The sequence below is a fragment of the Streptomyces sp. NBC_00683 genome, assembly GCF_036226745.1.
GTDB lineage: Bacteria > Actinomycetota > Actinomycetes > Streptomycetales > Streptomycetaceae > Streptomyces.
This window is the reverse complement of sequence record NZ_CP109013.1, coordinates 5,126,967-5,142,957: the sequence shown is the minus strand read 5'-3', so window position 1 is coordinate 5,142,957 and position 15,991 is coordinate 5,126,967. Positions and strand designations below refer to the sequence as shown.

At 69.5% G+C, this 15,991-nt stretch carries 12 protein-coding genes and 1 riboswitch; of the genes, 3 read left to right on the top strand and 9 right to left on the bottom strand.

The window, feature by feature from the left end; translation table 11 throughout:
- Window position 1 precedes the first annotated feature (1 nt).
- A complete protein-coding gene (locus OG257_RS23025; RefSeq protein WP_329210275.1) occupies window positions 2–1,735 on the bottom strand; it encodes an ABC transporter substrate-binding protein in 1,734 nt (577 codons plus the stop codon).
- A 222-nt stretch (window positions 1,736–1,957) separates the two neighbouring features.
- Between OG257_RS23025 and OG257_RS23020 the strand changes: the two genes are divergently transcribed.
- From OG257_RS23020 to OG257_RS23010, 3 genes are all read left to right on the top strand, one after another.
- Window positions 1,958–2,977 (top strand): LacI family DNA-binding transcriptional regulator, encoded by a 1,020-nt coding sequence (locus OG257_RS23020; RefSeq protein ID WP_329210274.1) that lies wholly within the window; start codon window positions 1,958–1,960, stop codon window positions 2,975–2,977.
- Between the two features lie 123 nt (window positions 2,978–3,100).
- Window positions 3,101–3,922 (top strand): ABC transporter ATP-binding protein, encoded by an 822-nt coding sequence (locus OG257_RS23015; protein ID WP_383803473.1) that lies wholly within the window; start codon window positions 3,101–3,103, stop codon window positions 3,920–3,922.
- Window positions 3,923–3,982: 60 nt separating this feature from the next.
- On the top strand, window positions 3,983–6,517 hold the full coding sequence (locus tag OG257_RS23010; RefSeq protein ID WP_329210270.1) for an ABC transporter permease: 2,535 nt from the start codon (window positions 3,983–3,985) through the stop codon (window positions 6,515–6,517).
- A 69-nt stretch (window positions 6,518–6,586) separates the two neighbouring features.
- On the opposite strand, the gene OG257_RS23005 is transcribed toward OG257_RS23010, so the two are convergent.
- From OG257_RS23005 to OG257_RS22970, 8 genes are all read right to left on the bottom strand, one after another.
- Window positions 6,587–7,885, bottom strand: a complete 1,299-nt coding sequence (locus OG257_RS23005) for a cyclopropane-fatty-acyl-phospholipid synthase family protein (RefSeq protein ID WP_329210268.1) — start codon at window positions 7,883–7,885, stop codon at window positions 6,587–6,589.
- 254 nt (window positions 7,886–8,139) lie between these two features.
- The gene (locus tag OG257_RS23000) at window positions 8,140–9,525 is read right to left on the bottom strand and encodes an NAD(P)/FAD-dependent oxidoreductase (RefSeq protein WP_329210266.1); all 1,386 of its coding nucleotides are present in this window, start codon (window positions 9,523–9,525) and stop codon (window positions 8,140–8,142) included.
- 448 nt (window positions 9,526–9,973) lie between these two features.
- Complete coding sequence (locus OG257_RS22995) at window positions 9,974–10,915, bottom strand: Ppx/GppA phosphatase family protein (RefSeq protein WP_329210264.1); 942 nt, start codon at window positions 10,913–10,915, stop codon at window positions 9,974–9,976.
- A gap of 141 nt (window positions 10,916–11,056) precedes the next feature.
- Complete coding sequence (locus tag OG257_RS22990) at window positions 11,057–11,587, bottom strand: DUF501 domain-containing protein (RefSeq protein ID WP_329215289.1); 531 nt, start codon at window positions 11,585–11,587, stop codon at window positions 11,057–11,059.
- Between the two features lie 45 nt (window positions 11,588–11,632).
- Window positions 11,633–12,103: an FtsB family cell division protein gene (locus OG257_RS22985; protein ID WP_329210262.1), complete on the bottom strand. Its 471-nt coding sequence runs from the start codon at window positions 12,101–12,103 to the stop codon at window positions 11,633–11,635.
- 109 nt (window positions 12,104–12,212) lie between these two features.
- Window positions 12,213–13,499, bottom strand: coding sequence for a phosphopyruvate hydratase (gene eno, locus OG257_RS22980; protein WP_329210260.1), 1,287 nt, complete (start codon window positions 13,497–13,499; stop codon window positions 12,213–12,215).
- Between the two features lie 340 nt (window positions 13,500–13,839).
- Window positions 13,840–14,529, bottom strand: a complete 690-nt coding sequence (locus OG257_RS22975; RefSeq protein ID WP_329210259.1) for a transglycosylase family protein — start codon at window positions 14,527–14,529, stop codon at window positions 13,840–13,842.
- Window positions 14,530–14,700, bottom strand: a riboswitch (cyclic di-AMP (ydaO/yuaA leader).
- A gap of 290 nt (window positions 14,701–14,990) precedes the next feature.
- The gene (locus OG257_RS22970) at window positions 14,991–15,953 is read right to left on the bottom strand and encodes a transglycosylase family protein (protein WP_329210257.1); all 963 of its coding nucleotides are present in this window, start codon (window positions 15,951–15,953) and stop codon (window positions 14,991–14,993) included.
- Window positions 15,954–15,991 lie beyond the last annotated feature (38 nt).

Here is a 15,991-nt window from a genome sequence, read left to right as displayed (position 1 = left end):
GTCACTTGGCGGGCTTGAGCTGGGTGAGCGTCTCGAAGCCGCCCAGCTCCAGCCAGTTGCGCCACAGGGCCGGTGCGGTCTTGGGAGCTCCCGCGGCGTCGGACGGCCAGTTCTTCCAGGTCCCGGAGGTGGACTGCGACCAGAGGCCGTTGTACCAGAGCGGGATGATGGGCATCTCGGTGAGCTGGATGTCCTGGATCTTGGAGATGGCGGTCTTCATGCCCGCGACGTCATCGGTCCTGACCCCGCCGAGCTCCTGCACCAGTTCCCAGGCCTTCGGGTTCTCGTACCGCCCGAAGTTCACCGTGTTCTGCTGCTTCTGGACGGGCATCTGGAAGATGTAGTCGTAGTACGTCCACGGGGTGCTGGACAGCTGACGCTCGTTGTTGATCACGAGGTCGAAGTCCCCGTTGCCGCGCTGCTCGTTGAGCGCGTTCTGGTCGGGGAACTCCGTGCTGACCTTGATGCCCGCCTCCTTGGCGCCGGCGGCGATGACCTTGGCCGCCTCCATCCAGTCGGTCCAGCCGGAGGGCACGGCCAGCTTCAGACTGAGGGCGGAGCCGTCCTTGTTCTCGACGAGGCCATCACCGTTCTTGTCCTTGTAGCCGGCGTCGGCGAGTTCCTTCTTCGCCGCGGCGACGTCGTGCGTGAAGCCCTTCTCGGCGATGAGGGCCTTGTCCTCGAACTGCTCCCACTGCGGCAGGAGACCGGTCGGGCTGGCGGGCTTGACCAGGTCTCCGTACACCCCCTTGACGATCTTCCCGGTGTCGACGGACGCGGCGAGTGCCCTGCGGAAGGCGGCGTCGTTCATCGGCTTCTTGGTGGTGTTGGGCACCAGCCAGGCGGTATTGGCCGAGAGCATGTACGGCGCCTTGTCGTAGTACGACACGACCTTCTTGCTCTTGATCAGCGAGGAGGCGCCGGGCAGGAAGTTGTTGCTGAGGTCGAGCTGGCCCTGGCCCAGCTGGCCGATGACCACTTCGTTGCTCGGGTTGGAGACGTCGACGATGTAGCGGGGAGCGGGCGTCATGCTCAGCGCCTTGGTGCCCCACCAGTCCTCGCGCCGCTCCCACACGACCCGGTCCTGGGACTTGCTCTTGAGCTTGTACGCGCCCGTGCCGACCGGCTTGTCGTTGACGCCGTTGAGGATGTCCTCGTCGGTGCGCGAGCTCCAGACGTGCTCGGGGACGATCGGCTGGCCGTAGAGGGTGAAGTCCCACTCCTGGTAGCGGGCCTCCTTGAAGGTGAAGCGGACGGTCGTCGCGTCCACCGCCTTCGCGTCGGAGAGCCAGCTCCACAGGGAGTGGAAGGCGGAGGCCTCGATCTTGCCGAGGCCGTAGGAGTACGCCACGTCCTTGGCGGTCAGCGGCTTGCCGTCGGCCCAGGTGATGCCCTGGCGCAGCTTCACGTCGTACGTCTTGTCACCGGTCCAGCTGCCCGACTCCGCGAGCCAGGGCGTCAGCTTGCCCTCGTTGGGGTCGAAGTGGAACAGCGTCTCGTAGACCAGGCCCTTGGTGCCGGTCGCGTGGTCCCAGTTGCGCAGCGGGTTGTAGTTGGCCGGCGGCCCCCACTGGGTGCCGGTCGTGTACAGCGTCTCGTTGCGCGGCAGAGCGCCGCCCTTGCCGGCGGGCCCGGTGGAGCCTCCCGACGACGAACCGCCACCCGTGCACGCGGTCGCGGCGAGTCCGAACACGGCGAGTGCGACGGTGATCCGCACCCGGGTACGCGTACCCATAGCCCCTCCTTTTCCCCCGCCGTCCCTGCCGAGCGGAGTTACTGAACCGGGTAAGTGCCGTGAAGGTATGGGTGCCCCAGGGTCGTGTCAAGGGTGCGGGAGCGCTCCCAATCCAGTTTTTTCGGATGATTGCGAGGGGGTCCGGACCGGGAAGAGGAAGACACAGGTCAGGGAGCTGTAGTTAGGATGTCCCCTGAACACGAACCGGTTAAGCGAGGTCGCATGTCCAAGCACCGCCCCACGATCGCCGACATCGCGCGCCGGGCCGGGGTCTCGAAGGTCGCGGTGTCCTACGCACTGAACGACCGCCCCGGCGTCTCCCCCACGACCCGTGCCTCCATCAAGGCCATCGCCCAGGAGATCGGCTGGCGGCCCAACAGCGCGGCCCGCGCGCTGACCCACGCGCGGGCGGACACCGTCGGCCTCGCCCTGTCCCGGCCGGCCAGGATGCTCGGCGTCGAGCCGTTCTTCATGGAACTGATCAGCGGCATCGAGACCGAGCTGGCCACCCGCGACTGCGCCCTGCTCCTCCAGGTCGTCACCGACCCCGTGCAGGAACTGGAGATGTACCGGCGCTGGTGGGGAGAGGGCCGGGTGGACGGGGTGTTCCTCGCCGACGTGCGCTCCCCGGACCCGCGCATCGAGGGCGTCGCCGAGCTGGGCATGCCGGCCGTGGTGATCGGCCATCCCTCGGCGGCCGGCCGCCTCACCCCCGTGTGGTCGGACGACTCGGCGGCACTGCGGGACACCCTCACGTATCTGAGCGCGCTCGGCCATCGCAGCATCGCCCGGGTGGCCGGGCTGCCCGACCTGATCCACACCCGGATGCGCGACCGGGCCCAGCACGAGATCTCCGCGGAACTGGGCCTGGACGAACCGGTGGTGGTGCACACCGACTACTCCGGCGAGGAGGGCGCACACGCGACGCGGCGGCTGATCAGCTCGCCCGGGAGGCCCACCGCCGTCATCTACGACAACGACATCATGGCCGTCGCCGGGCTCTCCGTCGCCCAGGAGATGGGGCTCGACGTGCCCGCCGACCTCTCGCTCGTCGCCTGGGACGACTCACAGCTGTCCCGGGTCGTCCGGCCGCCGCTGACCGCGCTGAGCCGCGACATCCCCGCGTACGGCGCCCATGCGGCGCGCACCCTGCTGGCGATGGTGGCGGAGGGCTCGGCGCCCGGATTCGAGGATTCCGCGGCCCGGCTGGTGCCCCGCGGATCGACCGCGCCGCCCCGCTGAGGACGGACGCCGTCGGGGTCGGTGTCATACCCGAGGAGTACACCGCGGTGCCGCCGATGCGACTCAAGAGGGCCCCAGGAACCGGTACGGGGGCTGACGTCCGGGCGCGATCCGGCGGCGACGATGGAGGGGTCCCGCGAACCCCGCCGCATCGCCGCCCGAACCAGGAGTACCCCTGTGACCACCACCACCGTTCACCGCACCACCGCGGTCGCCGCCCGCGCCACGGAGCTGTCGAAGGTCTACGGCCAGGGTGAGACCCAGGTGGTCGCCCTGGACCGGGTGACCGTGGACTTCCCGCAGGGCGAGTTCACCGCGATCATGGGCCCGTCGGGCTCCGGCAAGTCCACCCTCATGCACTGCGTGGCCGGTCTGGACAGCTTCAGCAGCGGATCCGTGCGCATCGGCGACACCGAGCTCGGATCGCTGAAGGACAAGCAGCTGACGCAGCTGCGCCGGGACAAGATCGGTTTCATCTTCCAGGCGTTCAACCTCCTGCCGACGCTGTCGGCGCTGGAGAACATCACCCTGCCGATGGACATCGCCGGCCGGAAGCCGGACGCCGCGTGGCTGCAGAAGGTCATCGACATGGTGGGCCTCTCCGACCGGCTGAAGCACCGTCCGACCGAGCTCTCCGGGGGCCAGCAGCAGCGCGTCGCGGTGGCCCGCGCCCTGGCCTCCCAGCCGGCGATCATCTTCGGCGACGAGCCGACCGGAAACCTCGACTCCCGCTCCGGCGCCGAGGTGCTCGGCTTCCTGCGCAACTCGGTGCGCGAACTCGGCCAGACCGTGGTGATGGTGACCCACGACCCGGTGGCCGCCTCCTACGCGGACCGCGTGATCTTCCTCGCGGACGGCGCGATCGTCGACCAGATGATGCACCCCACCGCGGACGGGGTCCTCGACCGGATGAAGGCGTTCGACGCGAAGGGCCGCACCAGCTGACCCGCTGGTAGCCGGCTGCCCGTCCCCCTCCTCCCGACCCTCATCCCAGGACACAACACCATGCTCCGTACCGCCTTGCGCAACGTGCTCGCGCACAAGGCCAGGCTGCTGATGACCGTGCTCGCCGTCATGCTCGGCGTCGCCTTCGTCTCCGGCACCCTGGTCTTCGCCGACACCCTCTCCAACGCCTTCCGCAGCCAGTCCGCGAAGAGCTATGACGACGTCGCGGTCGCCGTCACCTCGTACGCCGACCCGAACTCGGCCGAGAAGGAGCCCGGCCTCTCGCAGGAGACGCTCGACAGGATCGCCGGGCTGGACGGCGTCACCGCCGTGCACGGCCGTGTCGACGGCTTCGCCGGGGTCGCGGACCCCGACGGCAAGCTCATCGGCGGCACGTTCGGCAGCCCCAAGGGCTCCAACTTCGCCCCCGGCAAGGACGGCAAGGACGCCGCCTACGACTTCACCGACGGCTCGGGCCCGCTGAGCGCCGGTCAGATCGCGCTGGACAAGGGCACCGCCGCCAAGGGCGAGTACGAGGTCGGCGACCGGGTCCGGGTCGCGACCAACGGGCCGGTCAAGGAGTTCACCCTCAGCGGCGTCTTCACCACCGACGACGGCGAGGTGAACGCGGGCGGCAGCCTCGTGCTCTTCGAGACGGCTGCGGCCCAGGAGCAGTACCTGAAGCCGGGCTACTACCAGGAACTCACCGTCACCGCCGCCCCCGGCGCCGCCGACGCGAAGATCCTCGACGCGGTCGAGCCGTTGCTGCCGGAGGGCGCCGTGGCGCAGACCGGCCAGGCGCTCGCCGACCAGCAGGCGAAGGACATCGAGCAGGGCCTCGGCGCCCTCAAGCAGGTCCTGCTGGGCTTCGCCGGAATCGCGCTCTTCGTCGGTGTCTTCCTGATCTCCAACACCTTCTCGATGCTGGTCGCCCAGCGCACCAAGGAGCTCGCGCTGATGCGCGCCGTCGGTGCCTCGCGCAGGCAGATCACCCGCTCGGTGCTCGTCGAGGCCGCGATCGTCGGCGTGATCGCCTCGGTGATCGGTTTCGCCCTCGGCATCGGTCTGGCGGTCGGACTGCGCTCGGGGATGGCCGCGTTCGGCATGAAGGTGCCCGGAGGACCGCTGGTGCTGTCGGCGACACCGGTGCTCGCCGCACTCGCCGTCGGCGTGCTGATCACGATGTTCGCCGCCTGGCTGCCCGGCCGCAGGGCCGCGAAGATCCCGCCCGTGGCGGCGATGAGCAGCGTCCACGCGGTGGCCACCACCAAGTCCCTGGTGGTACGGAACTCCATCGGCGCGGTCATCACCGCGATCGGTGCCGTGGGCATCGTGGCGGGCGCCGACCGCGGCGGCGACGAGGGCCGGATCCTCATCGCAGCCGGCGCGTTCTTCGCGCTGATCGGCATCATCGTCCTGATCCCGCTGCTGTCCCGGCCCGTCATCGCGCTCATCCGCCCGCTGCTCGTCGGCCCCTTCGGGGTCGCCGGCAAGCTGGCGGGACAGAACGCGGTCCGCAACCCGCGCCGCACCGGCGCCACCGCCTCGGCGCTGGCGATCGGCCTGACCCTCGTCACCGGTCTGTCGGTGCTCGGTGTCACGGTCGGCGCGGCACTCGACAAGATGACCACGGACAACATCAAGGCCGACTACATGGTCTCGATGGCGAGCGGCGGCGACCTGGACCAGTCCGCGCTGACCGCCCTGGAGAAGGCCCCGGGTGCCGTTGCGGTCTCGCCGCAGCAGTCCTCGTACCTCGAAGTCGACGGCAAGTTCGCCTCGGCCTCCGCGGTGACTCCCGGCGCCATCGAGAAGGTCCTGAACGTCGAGGTCGTCAGCGGCAGCATCGGCTCGCTCGGCCAGGGGCAGATCGCCGTAGCCGAGAAGACGAGCAAGAACAAGGGCTGGAAGGTCGGCGACAGCCTGCCCGTCACCTTCGACGACAAGAAGAAGGGCACCCTGACGGTCGGAGCCGTCTTCAAGGACAGCGAGTTCCTCTCTCCCGTCCTCGTCTCCACGTCGGTCGTCAACCCGCACGAGGTGAGGCCGTACATCCCGCAGATCTTCGTGAAGATGGACGGCGGCCCGACCGAGGCCAACGAGAAGGCCGTGCTCGGCGCCCTCGGCGAGAACCCTGCCATCAGCGTGATGGACCAGCAGGACATCCGCGACGAGTTCGGCGGCACGATCAACCTGATGCTGAACATCCTGTACGGCCTGCTCGCGATGGCGCTCATCATCGCCGTCCTCGGCGTCGTCAACACCCTGGCGATGTCCGTCTTCGAACGGCAGCACGAGATCGGCATGCTGCGCGCGATCGGCCTCGACCGGCGCCGGGTGAAGCGGATGGTCCGGCTGGAGGCCGTGGTCATCTCCGTCTTCGGCGCGTTGATCGGCATCGGCCTCGGCTCGTTCCTCGGCTGGGCCATCGGCGAGTCCATCCGGAGCAGCATCCCGGGCTACGCGCTGGTCCTGCCCTGGGACCGGATCGGGATCTTCCTGGTGCTCGCCGCTCTGGTGGGCGTCCTGGCCTCGCTCTGGCCGGCCCGCAGCGCCGCGAAGCTGAACATGCTGACGGCCATCAAGACGGAGTAGCCACGCCGCACGAAAGGGGCCGGTGTCCGCGACACGGACACCGGCCCCTTTCGTCTGTCCCGCGGGCCGTCAGCCCGACGCCGGCCACTCGCGGGCCCGCAGCGGCATGCCCGCGGGGCCGCCCTCCTGCGGACGTACCGCGAGGACCTGGTTCACGCCTATGCGGTTGTGCTCGAAGGAGAGCGCGGAGGCCGCCATGTAGAGCCGCCAGACCCTGGCGCGTCCGGGCGAGGTGACCCGTACCGCCTGCTTCCAGTGCTTCTCCAGATTGGCGACCCACTGGCGCAGGGTCAGCGCGTAGTGCTCGCGGATCGCTTCGACGTCCCGGACCTCGAAGCCGGCCTCCTCCAGGGTGGCGACGGTGCGGCCCACCGGGGCGAGCTCCCCGTCGGGGAAGACGTACGCGTCGATGAACTCGTCCACGTGGTAGGCGGACTCGTCCTTCTCGGGGCGGCGGGCGATCTGGTGGTTGAGCAGCCTGCCGCCGGGCCTGAGGAGTGCGTAGAGGTCTTCGGCGTACTCGCGGTAGCGGACCGAACCGACGTGCTCGGCCATGCCGATCGACGAGATGGCGTCGTACGGGCCGTCCCTGACGTCCCGGTAGTCCTGGACGCGGATCTCGATCCGGTCGGTGAGGCCCTCCTCGGCGATGCGCTTGCGGGCGAAGGCGGCCTGTTCGGTGGAGAGGGTGATCCCGGTGACCCGGGCGCCGTACTCACGGGCCGCGTGGATGGCCATGGAGCCCCATCCGCAGCCGACGTCGAGCAGGCGGTCGCCCTCCTTCAGCGCGAGCTTGCGGGAGACGAGGTCGAGCTTGTCGCGCTGGGCGTCCTCGAGCGTCCCGCCGTCCTGCCAGTAGGCGCAGGAGTAGACCATGGACGGGCCGAGGACCAGTTCGTAGAAATCATTGCCGACGTCGTAGTGGTGGCTGATGGCCTCCTTGTCGCGGCGCCTGGTGTGCAGCGCTCCGGAACGGCGGCGGACCTCCTCCGCGGGCGGAGGCGGCGGCGGCCAGGGTCCGGCGAGCTGGACGAGGCCCCGGGCGAACGCGCGGACCTTCGGGTCACGGACCGGATGGACGGTGTCCTTCGCGTCGGCTCCCCGCTCCCAGAGGAGTCCGGCCAGATGGTTCAGTGCCGCGTAGAGGTCACCCTCGATGTCGATCTCACCGGCCACCCAGGCGCGGGCCAGGCCCAGTTCGCCCGGCTTCCAGAGCAGCCGGCGCACGGCGCGGCGGTGGCGCAGGACGAGGACGGGCGCGCCCGGCGGCCCGGATTCGCTGCCGTCCCAGGCCCGGATCCGTACGGCCAGGGGTTCTCCCAGCAACTCTTCGGCGAGAGCGGTCAGCCGCGATGCGGCGTCTGGCATGGCGCACACCTCCGTGGTGGTGTTTCCCGACGTGCCTAAATTCGCATATACACGTGCCTGAACCGGGCGGCGACACCTCGGAGTCACCGCCGGGTACACCTGCGTCAACGCCGTCGGCCCGGCATGCCATCCCGCTCCACGGCAACGGAACGGCAAAATACTTGCACACCCCATCTACTTGGCGCGCCGGAGACATGCCGAAGGGGCCGTCCGCACCACGGATGGCGGACGACCCCTTCGGTGACGTACAGGTACTAGGAGGCCTTGGCCTTCTCACCCTCGGCCTTGGCTGCGACCGGTGCGGGATGCGGCTTGGCGGCCTCGTAGAACTCCTCGCGCGGCGTCTCCATGGCGCCGAGCGAGACGACCTCGCGCTTGAGGAACATCGCGAGCGTCCAGTCGGCGAAGATCCGGATCTTGCGGTTCCAGGTCGGCATCGCCATGCCGTGGTAGCCACGGTGCATGTACCAGGCGAGACGGCCCTTGAGCTTGATCTTCACCTTGCCGACGACGATCATCGCGACGCCCTTGTGCAGGCCCAGACCGGCGACCGCACCCTTGTTGGCGTGGCTGTACTCCTTCTGCGGGAAGCCCCGCATGCCGGAGATGACGTTGTCGCCGAGGACCTTGGACTGGCGCAGTGCGTGCTGGGCGTTCGGCGGGCACCAGGCGTTCGGGTTGCCGGCCTTGCGGCCGACCAGGTCCGGAACCTGGGCGTTGTCGCCCGCGGCCCAGATGTAGTCGGTGCCCTGCACCTGGAGCTTCTCGGAGGTGTCGACGTGACCACGCGGACCGAGCGGCAGACCGAAGCGGGCCAGCGCCGGGTTCGGCTTCACGCCGGCCGTCCACACGATCGTGCTGGAGTCGACCTCGAGGCCGTTCTTCAGCACGACGTGGCCGTCGACGCACGAGTCCATGGAGGTGGAGAGGTAGATCTCCACGCCGCGGCTCTCGAGGTGCTCCTTGCCGTACGCGCCCAGCTTCGGGCCGACCTCGGGAAGGATCTTGTCGGCGGCGTCGACGAGGATGAAGCGCATGTCCTCGCGCTTCACGCTCGTGTAGTACTTCGCCGCGTCGCGCGCCATGTCCTCGACCTCGCCGATGGTCTCCGCGCCGGCGAAGCCGCCGCCCACGAAGACGAACGTCAGCGCCTTGCGGCGGACGTCCTCATCGGTCGTCGAGTCAGCCTTGTCCAGCTGCTCGAGGACGTGGTTGCGCAGACCGATGGACTCCTCGATGCCCTTCATGCCGATGCCCTGCTCGGCGAGGCCGGGGATCGGGAAGGTGCGGGAGACCGCGCCCATCGCGATGACCAGGTAGTCGAAGGGCAGCTCATAGGCCTCGCCGACGAGCGGCGCGATCGTGGCGACCTTGCGGTCCTGGTCGATGGTCGTGACACGGCCGGTGAGAACCTCTGCCTTGGGCAGCACGCGTCGCAGCGGGACGACGACATGCCGAGGCGAGATGCTGCCGGCAGCAGCTTCGGGGAGGAAGGGCTGGTACGTCATGTACGAGCGAGGGTCGACGACCGTGACGGTCGCCTCCCCGTACCGCATCTTCTTCAGAATGCGACGAGCTGCGTACAGGCCTACGTACCCACCGCCTACAACGAGGATCCTGGGACGCTCCGTGGTGCTCATGCCATCGAGTATCCACCCCCCTCGGGGGGCACGCTCGTGAGCCCCTTCACAAGGTATGCGCCACCCTCTGCTACACTTCGCCGCCCACGTGACCCAGGTCATGGCGCCGGAGGGGAACCACGACACTCCGGCGAACGTTGTTCACCGCTTGTGAGCTGGCCCTTGTGCCGCCGGCCGGGCCGAACCACCGCCCCGCTTCACATGCGCGCCACACCCCCGAAACCTCCCCGCAGCCCCGCATCGGGGCCCTGCGGGGTGCACGCACGGCCCCTCGGGAGCCGAACTTCACCCAGTGGAGCCGAATTCCTTGTGAAGAAGTTCACGAAGTTCGTCGCGGCGCCCCGCCGGAGGCCTCCGCCAACCGGCCCCAAGAGCCCCCGGGAGGCTCAAAGGTGCAGGCCGGAGTGCGCATGAGCGTGATCTCACCGATCGGCCCACGGCGCTGTGATCACGCTGCCGACCAGGCGATTCCATCGAGGATGTCGTGCTCACTGACGACGACCTCCCGCGCTCCGGTCCGTTCCATCACCGCGAGCAGGACAAGGGCTCCCGCGGTGATCACATCGACCCGGCCGGCGTGCATCGCGGGGATCGCCGCGCGCTCCTCGTGCGTCGAGGAGAGCAGCCGTCCGGTGATGTCCCGGACCTGGTCGAAGGAGACCCTGGAGTGGTGGATCGCCTCGGAGTCGTACTCCTGCAGACCGAGCGCGATCGCGGCGACGGTGGTGACGGTGCCGGCCAGGCCGACGAGTGTGGCCGCCTCGGCGAGCGGCACGGTCTCCTCGGCCAGGTCGAGGGCCGCGTCGATGTCCGAGCGGATCGCGGCGACCCGGCCGGGCGTGGGCGGGTCGACGACCGTGCCGTCCTCGACGAGATGGCGCTCGGTCATCCGTACGCAGCCGACGTCCACGGACCGGGCAGCGCGGACGGCGTCGTCGCCGACGACGAACTCGGTGGAGCCGCCGCCGATGTCCACGACGAGATAGGGCTTCTCCAGATGGTCGCTGCCCGTCAGCTCCTTGGTGGCGCCGTCGAAGGAGAGCTGCGCCTCCTGGTCACCGCTGACGACCTCGGGCTCGACACCCAGGATGTCCAGGACGCCCTGGACGAACGCGTCGCTGTTCTCCGCGTCGCGGGAGGCGGAGGTGGCGACGAAGCGGATCCTCTCCGCGCCCAGCTCCTTGATCACCGCGGCGTACTCGCGGCAGGCGGCGAACGTGCGCTCCAGGGCTTCCGGAGCCAGCCGGCCGGTGCGATCGACGCCCTGGCCGAGCCGCACGATCTGCATCCGGCGGTCGAGCTCGGTGAAGCTTCCGGACGCGGGGTCCGCGTCGGCGACGAGCAGGCGGATGGAGTTGGTACCGCAGTCGATGGCGGCAACGCGGGTCATGGGAGCTCCTGTGGTGGTGGTTACGGGGGCTCCGCCCCCGGACCCGCTCCTCCAGCGCGGGAGGGCTCGGCACGTACGTCCGAGCCCCTCCTGCCTCTCGAGGGCCGGGGTTGCGGGGCCGAAGCCCCGGGGTGCGGGAGGTCAGGCCCCTTCGTCGCCGCACGGCGACACGCACGGACCCTTCGCCCACCACTGCGGCAGCATCGCGATGGCCTCGTCGCCCAGCGGGTTGACGCCGGGCCCGGCCGCCAGCGAGTGACCGACCAGCACGTGCAGGCACTTCACCCGGTCCGGCATGCCGCCGGCACTGGGGAAGCCCTCCAGGACCTCGATGGCATCACGACGCGCGATGTAGTCCTCGTGCGCGGCACGGTACGCGGCGGCCAGCTCCGGGTCCGTCGTGAGGCGCTCGGTCATCTCCTTCATGACCCCGTTGGCCTCCAGCGTGCCGATCGCGGACGCGGCACGCGGACAGGTCAGGTAGAACGTCGTCGGGAACGGCGTGCCGTCCTCCAGACGGGGCTGCGTCTCGACCACGTCCGGGTTGCCGCACGGGCAGCGGTGCGCGATGGCGCGCAGCCCGCGCGGCGGCCGGCCGAGCTGCTGCTCGAACGCGGCGATGTCCGCCTCGGTGGGCGCGGTGGATTCGGTCTGCGGAGGGGGCGTGTCCATGCCTGCCTTGAATGTCATCGGTCGGTCTGTGTGTACGGGACGGGGTCAGCCGCGGTCTGCGCTGTCGACGCCGTCCCAGAGGTTCGAGTGCCAGGGCCTGCCCGTCGCACCCGGTTCACCGCGGCGCACCTCGGCCGCGTCCGGGTCGATCACCGTATAACCGGTCTCCCCGGGCGAGACGTAGTGGAGGTGCTCACGCGCAAGTCGCCGGATGTACGCGTCGTCCTTGAGCCGCGCCTTCTCGTCGCGCAGCTCCTCGGTCCGCCGGTGCGCCTCCTGCGTGAGCCTCTCCTGATCGGCGATCTCGTCGCGCTGGGAGATGTACTGCCGCATCGGGTAGGCGAGGGCGACGACCAGGGAGCAGACGATCAGAGCCAGGAACGCGGCCCTGCCGGTGAGCCGGGAGCGGCGGGCCTGGCGGCGGTTCTGGGACCGGTACACGCGGGCCGCGGTCTGCTCCCCGAGCAGCCGCAGCCTGGTCGCGGTGGAGAACCGGTCGCGGTCCTTCCCGGCCATCTCGCCTCCCCATTACGCACGTCCGTCCCCGCACACGGTACGGGACCGAGTGCGGGGACGGACGGAGGCTGGTGCCGCGAAGCGGGGCTCAGCTCCTGCTGCCGGGCGCTCAGCCCTCGAAGCGGAACCGCGGGAACGCCGAACGGCCCGCGTACACCGCGGCGTCGTCGAGGATCTCCTCGATGCGCAGCAGCTGGTTGTACTTGGCGACACGGTCCGAGCGGGCCGGGGCGCCGGTCTTGATCTGGCCGCAGTTCACGGCGACGGCGAGGTCGGCGATGGTGACGTCCTCGGTCTCACCGGAGCGGTGGGACATCATGCACTTGAAGCCGTTGCGCTGGGCCAGCTCGACGGCGTCCAGGGTCTCGGTCAGCGAACCGATCTGGTTGACCTTGACGAGCAGGGCGTTGGCCGAGCCCTCCTCGATGCCACGGGCCAGGCGCTCGGGGTTGGTGACGAACAGGTCGTCACCGACGATCTGCACCTTGCCGCCGAGCTTGTCGGTGATGACCTTCCAGCCGGCCCAGTCGTCCTCGTACAGCGGGTCCTCGATGGAGACCAGCGGGTACGCGGAGACGAGCTCCTCGTAGTACTCGGTCATCTCGGCGGCCGAGCGGGACTTGCCCTCGAACTCGTACTTGCCGTCCTTGTAGAACTCGGACGCGGCAACGTCGAGGGCGAGCGCGATGTCGCGGCCCGGAACGTAGCCGGCTTCCTTGACGGCTTCGAGGATCAGGTCCAGGGCGGCGCGGTTGGACTCGAGGTTCGGGGCGAAGCCGCCCTCGTCACCGAGACCGGTGGACAGGCCCTTGGTCTTGAGGACCTTCTTCAGCGTGTGGTAGATCTCCGCGCCCCAGCGAAGGGCCTCGGAGAAGGACTCGGCGCCGATCGGCGCGATCATGAACTCCTGGATGTCCACGTTGGAGTCGGCGTGCGAGCCGCCGTTCAGGATGTTCATCATCGGAACGGGCAGCAGGTGCGCGTTCGGGCCGCCGAGGTAGCGGAAGAGCGGCAGGTCGGACGCCTCGGACGCGGCGTGGGCCACGGCCAGCGAGACGCCGAGGATGGCGTTGGCGCCGAGGGAGCCCTTGTTCTCGGTGGCGTCGAGGTCGAACATCGCCTGGTCGATGAGGCGCTGCTCGGTGGCGTCGTAACCGACGAGCTCCGGGCCGATCTGCTCGATGACGGCGAGGACGGCCTTCTCGACACCCTTGCCGTGGTACCGGTTGGGGTCGCCGTCGCGAAGCTCAATGGCCTCGAACGCACCGGTGGAGGCGCCGGACGGAACAGCAGCACGTCCCGTGCTGCCGTCGTCGAGGCCAACCTCGACCTCGACCGTGGGGTTGCCCCGGGAGTCGAGGATTTCCCTGGCTACGACGACGTCGATGGACGGCACGAGGCATCTCCTTCTGGGATATGACGCTGGTTGTGCAGGGTCACTGTGGCCTTGCGCCACGAGCCTAACCGGCTCGGCCCCCTGCGTCGGCCGACCGCCCGTCCCCTGGGACGAAAAAGGACCCAAGGGCCTGCATTCCGGGCAAAGGTCCAGAAATCTACTGACGAGTAACCACAATAGTTGAACGATCACGCACGCGGCGCGGCCGTGCGGCGCACCGCGGACACGACCCCGGCCCGGCGCACACGGGGGTGAGTGCGCCGGGCCGGGAGGGAACGCGTGGGGTGCCGCCGGACACCCCTACGCGGCCCCGAAGCCTTCGGGGAGGAGAGACCCGGGACTACTTCAGGTGGAGCTGCTGACCCGGGAAGATCAGGTCGGCGTCCTCGACGATGTCGTCGTTGAGCTTGAACAGCTTCTGCCAGCCGCCCTTGACCTTCTTCGCCTCGGCGATCGTGCTCAGGGTGTCGCCGGCCTTCACCTTGTACTCGCCGTCACCCTTCTTGACCTTGTCCCCGGTCGGGGTCGTGACGGTCTTCGAGGCCTCGGGGGCGGTGCGCTTCTCGCTGCGCGTGGTGGGCTGCTCGGCCTTGCGCTCCGGCTGGGCGGCCTTGTCGGCGCTCGGCGCGGAGGCGTCGACACCCGGGTCCACACCGTCGTTGGCGAGGCCGCCGGCACCGGCGCACGCCCAGGCGCCCGGGCCCTGCAGGTCGAGGAGCTTCTCGGCGGCGGTGATCTGCTGAGCCTTGGAGGCCAGGTCGGCGCGGGCGGCGAACTGCGTGCCGCCGGCGGCTGCCCAGCTGGACTGCGAGAACTGCAGGCCGCCGTAGTAGCCGTTGCCGGTGTTGATGGACCAGTTGCCACCGGACTCGCACTGCGCGACGGCGTCCCACGTGGCGACGGAGGCGGCGGAGGCGCCGGTCGCACCCATCAGCGGAACGGCGACTGCGGCACCGGTGACGCCGGCCAGGGTGGCGATACGGACGGCCTTGGACGGGCGACGGTGCTTGCCCTTGCTCGAAAGCAGCATGGTTCTCCTCACCGACGCCTACGAGGTGAGCTGTCGGGTTCGGGCCTGTGAGTTGCCCGGTCGCTCGCACTGGCAAGCGACTTCACCCCCAGCCGGCCCTCACCCGTCTTCCGACGGCCGGGTCCGGCACTTACCTGGGTCCCCCGCTCCTGCCTACGGCGCTTTACGCGTCGAATCCCTTCGGCCGACGGCAGGATTCGGCGTGACGGTCGAAGGTGCCCGCGGTGCGAGCGGTTCCGACCGTAAACATAGGCAACCCCCACATTCAAAGATGGACATCACGGACAATCAGGCCTTACCCGCAACTGGCGAAGGATCGTTTTCGCAGGTCGGAGGCGTCATCGGCGAACCGGGCGGACGAGAAGCGTGAGTTGACGCAAAGAGACCCATGTCTCACTTAGACATAAGTGGACATAGGCCTCTGAACTGCCCCCGATTATGGGGTGTTTTCCCGAATTGGATCAGTTGCCCGCGGCGGCTTCCGCACCGGCCCCGGCGGTCTTTTCGTCCGCCTTGGCACCCAGGTCGAGGCCCAGGTCGAGGTTCTGCCCGGGAAGGATCAGGTCCGGGTCGGAACCCAGCTCGTCCTTGTTGGCCTCGTAGAGCGCCGTCCAGCCTCCGGGCAGCTCCTGCGCGTCCGCGATCGCCCAGAGGTTGTCGCCCGCGCGGACGGTGTAGGTGCCGTCGCCGCCCTTGCGTGCGTCGGCGTCCCCGCGCGAGGCGTGCCGGCCGGACTCGCGCCCGTCCGTCGAGCCCGTGCCGGCCTCCGGGGCCGGCGTGCCACGGTGCTTGCCGCCCGGCGCCTCCGTCGAACCGTCAGAGGTCTCGGACGCCTCCGGCGAGGGAGAGGCCGAAGGATCAGCCTTGTCCGATCCGGTCGACTTGTCGGCTTTGGCGGTTTCGCTGCCCTTGTTGTCCGTGTTCCGGTTCCCGCTCGCGTCGTCCGACGCATCGGACGAGGGGGTGGCGGACGCATCGTCGGACGGGGTCGCGGTGTCCGACGGCTCGGCGGTCGGCTCACTGCCCGGGTCGACACCCGGGAGCGTGTTGTCCAGCGCGAGCCCGGAGATCACCGCGCAGCTGGCCCACGCCGTCACCCCCTGGTCGTCGAGCACCTTCTCCGCCACGGATATCTGCTGCGAGCGGCTGGCCAGGTCGGCGCGGGGCGCGAACGCCGTACCGCCGTAGGCCGACCAGGTGTCCTGCGAGAGCTGCAGGCCGCCGTAGTAGCCGTTGCCGAGGTCGGCGCTCCACATGCCACCGCTCTCGCACTCGGCGACCCGGTCCCAGGTCGAGGCGTCGGCTGCGTGCGCGCCGGTCGCACCGAGCAGCGGAATGGCGATGGCCGACCCTGTGACGCCTGCGGCGACGACGATGGCGGGTGCCTGCCGAGGGCGACGGTGTCTGCCGTTCGCGGAGCCCATGGGATTGCCTTCCGTGTGACTGACGTGTGACTGGTGAG

Excerpts from the sequence above, each read along its gene's own strand:
- OG257_RS23025 (WP_329210275.1), bottom strand. The coding sequence starts at position 1,735 with ATGGGTACGCGTACCCGGGTGCGGATCACCGTCGCACTCGCCGTGTTC.
- OG257_RS23020 (WP_329210274.1), top strand. The coding sequence starts at position 1,958 with ATGTCCAAGCACCGCCCCACGATCGCCGACATCGCGCGCCGGGCCGGG.
- OG257_RS23015 (WP_383803473.1), top strand. The coding sequence starts at position 3,101 with ATGGAGGGGTCCCGCGAACCCCGCCGCATCGCCGCCCGAACCAGGAGT.
- OG257_RS23010 (WP_329210270.1), top strand. The coding sequence starts at position 3,983 with ATGCTCCGTACCGCCTTGCGCAACGTGCTCGCGCACAAGGCCAGGCTG.
- OG257_RS23005 (WP_329210268.1), bottom strand. The coding sequence starts at position 7,885 with ATGCCAGACGCCGCATCGCGGCTGACCGCTCTCGCCGAAGAGTTGCTG.
- OG257_RS23000 (WP_329210266.1), bottom strand. The coding sequence starts at position 9,525 with ATGAGCACCACGGAGCGTCCCAGGATCCTCGTTGTAGGCGGTGGGTAC.
- OG257_RS22995 (WP_329210264.1), bottom strand. The coding sequence starts at position 10,915 with ATGACCCGCGTTGCCGCCATCGACTGCGGTACCAACTCCATCCGCCTG.
- OG257_RS22990 (WP_329215289.1), bottom strand. The coding sequence starts at position 11,587 with ATGGACACGCCCCCTCCGCAGACCGAATCCACCGCGCCCACCGAGGCG.
- OG257_RS22985 (WP_329210262.1), bottom strand. The coding sequence starts at position 12,103 with ATGGCCGGGAAGGACCGCGACCGGTTCTCCACCGCGACCAGGCTGCGG.
- OG257_RS22975 (WP_329210259.1), bottom strand. The coding sequence starts at position 14,529 with ATGCTGCTTTCGAGCAAGGGCAAGCACCGTCGCCCGTCCAAGGCCGTC.
- OG257_RS22970 (WP_329210257.1), bottom strand. The coding sequence starts at position 15,953 with ATGGGCTCCGCGAACGGCAGACACCGTCGCCCTCGGCAGGCACCCGCC.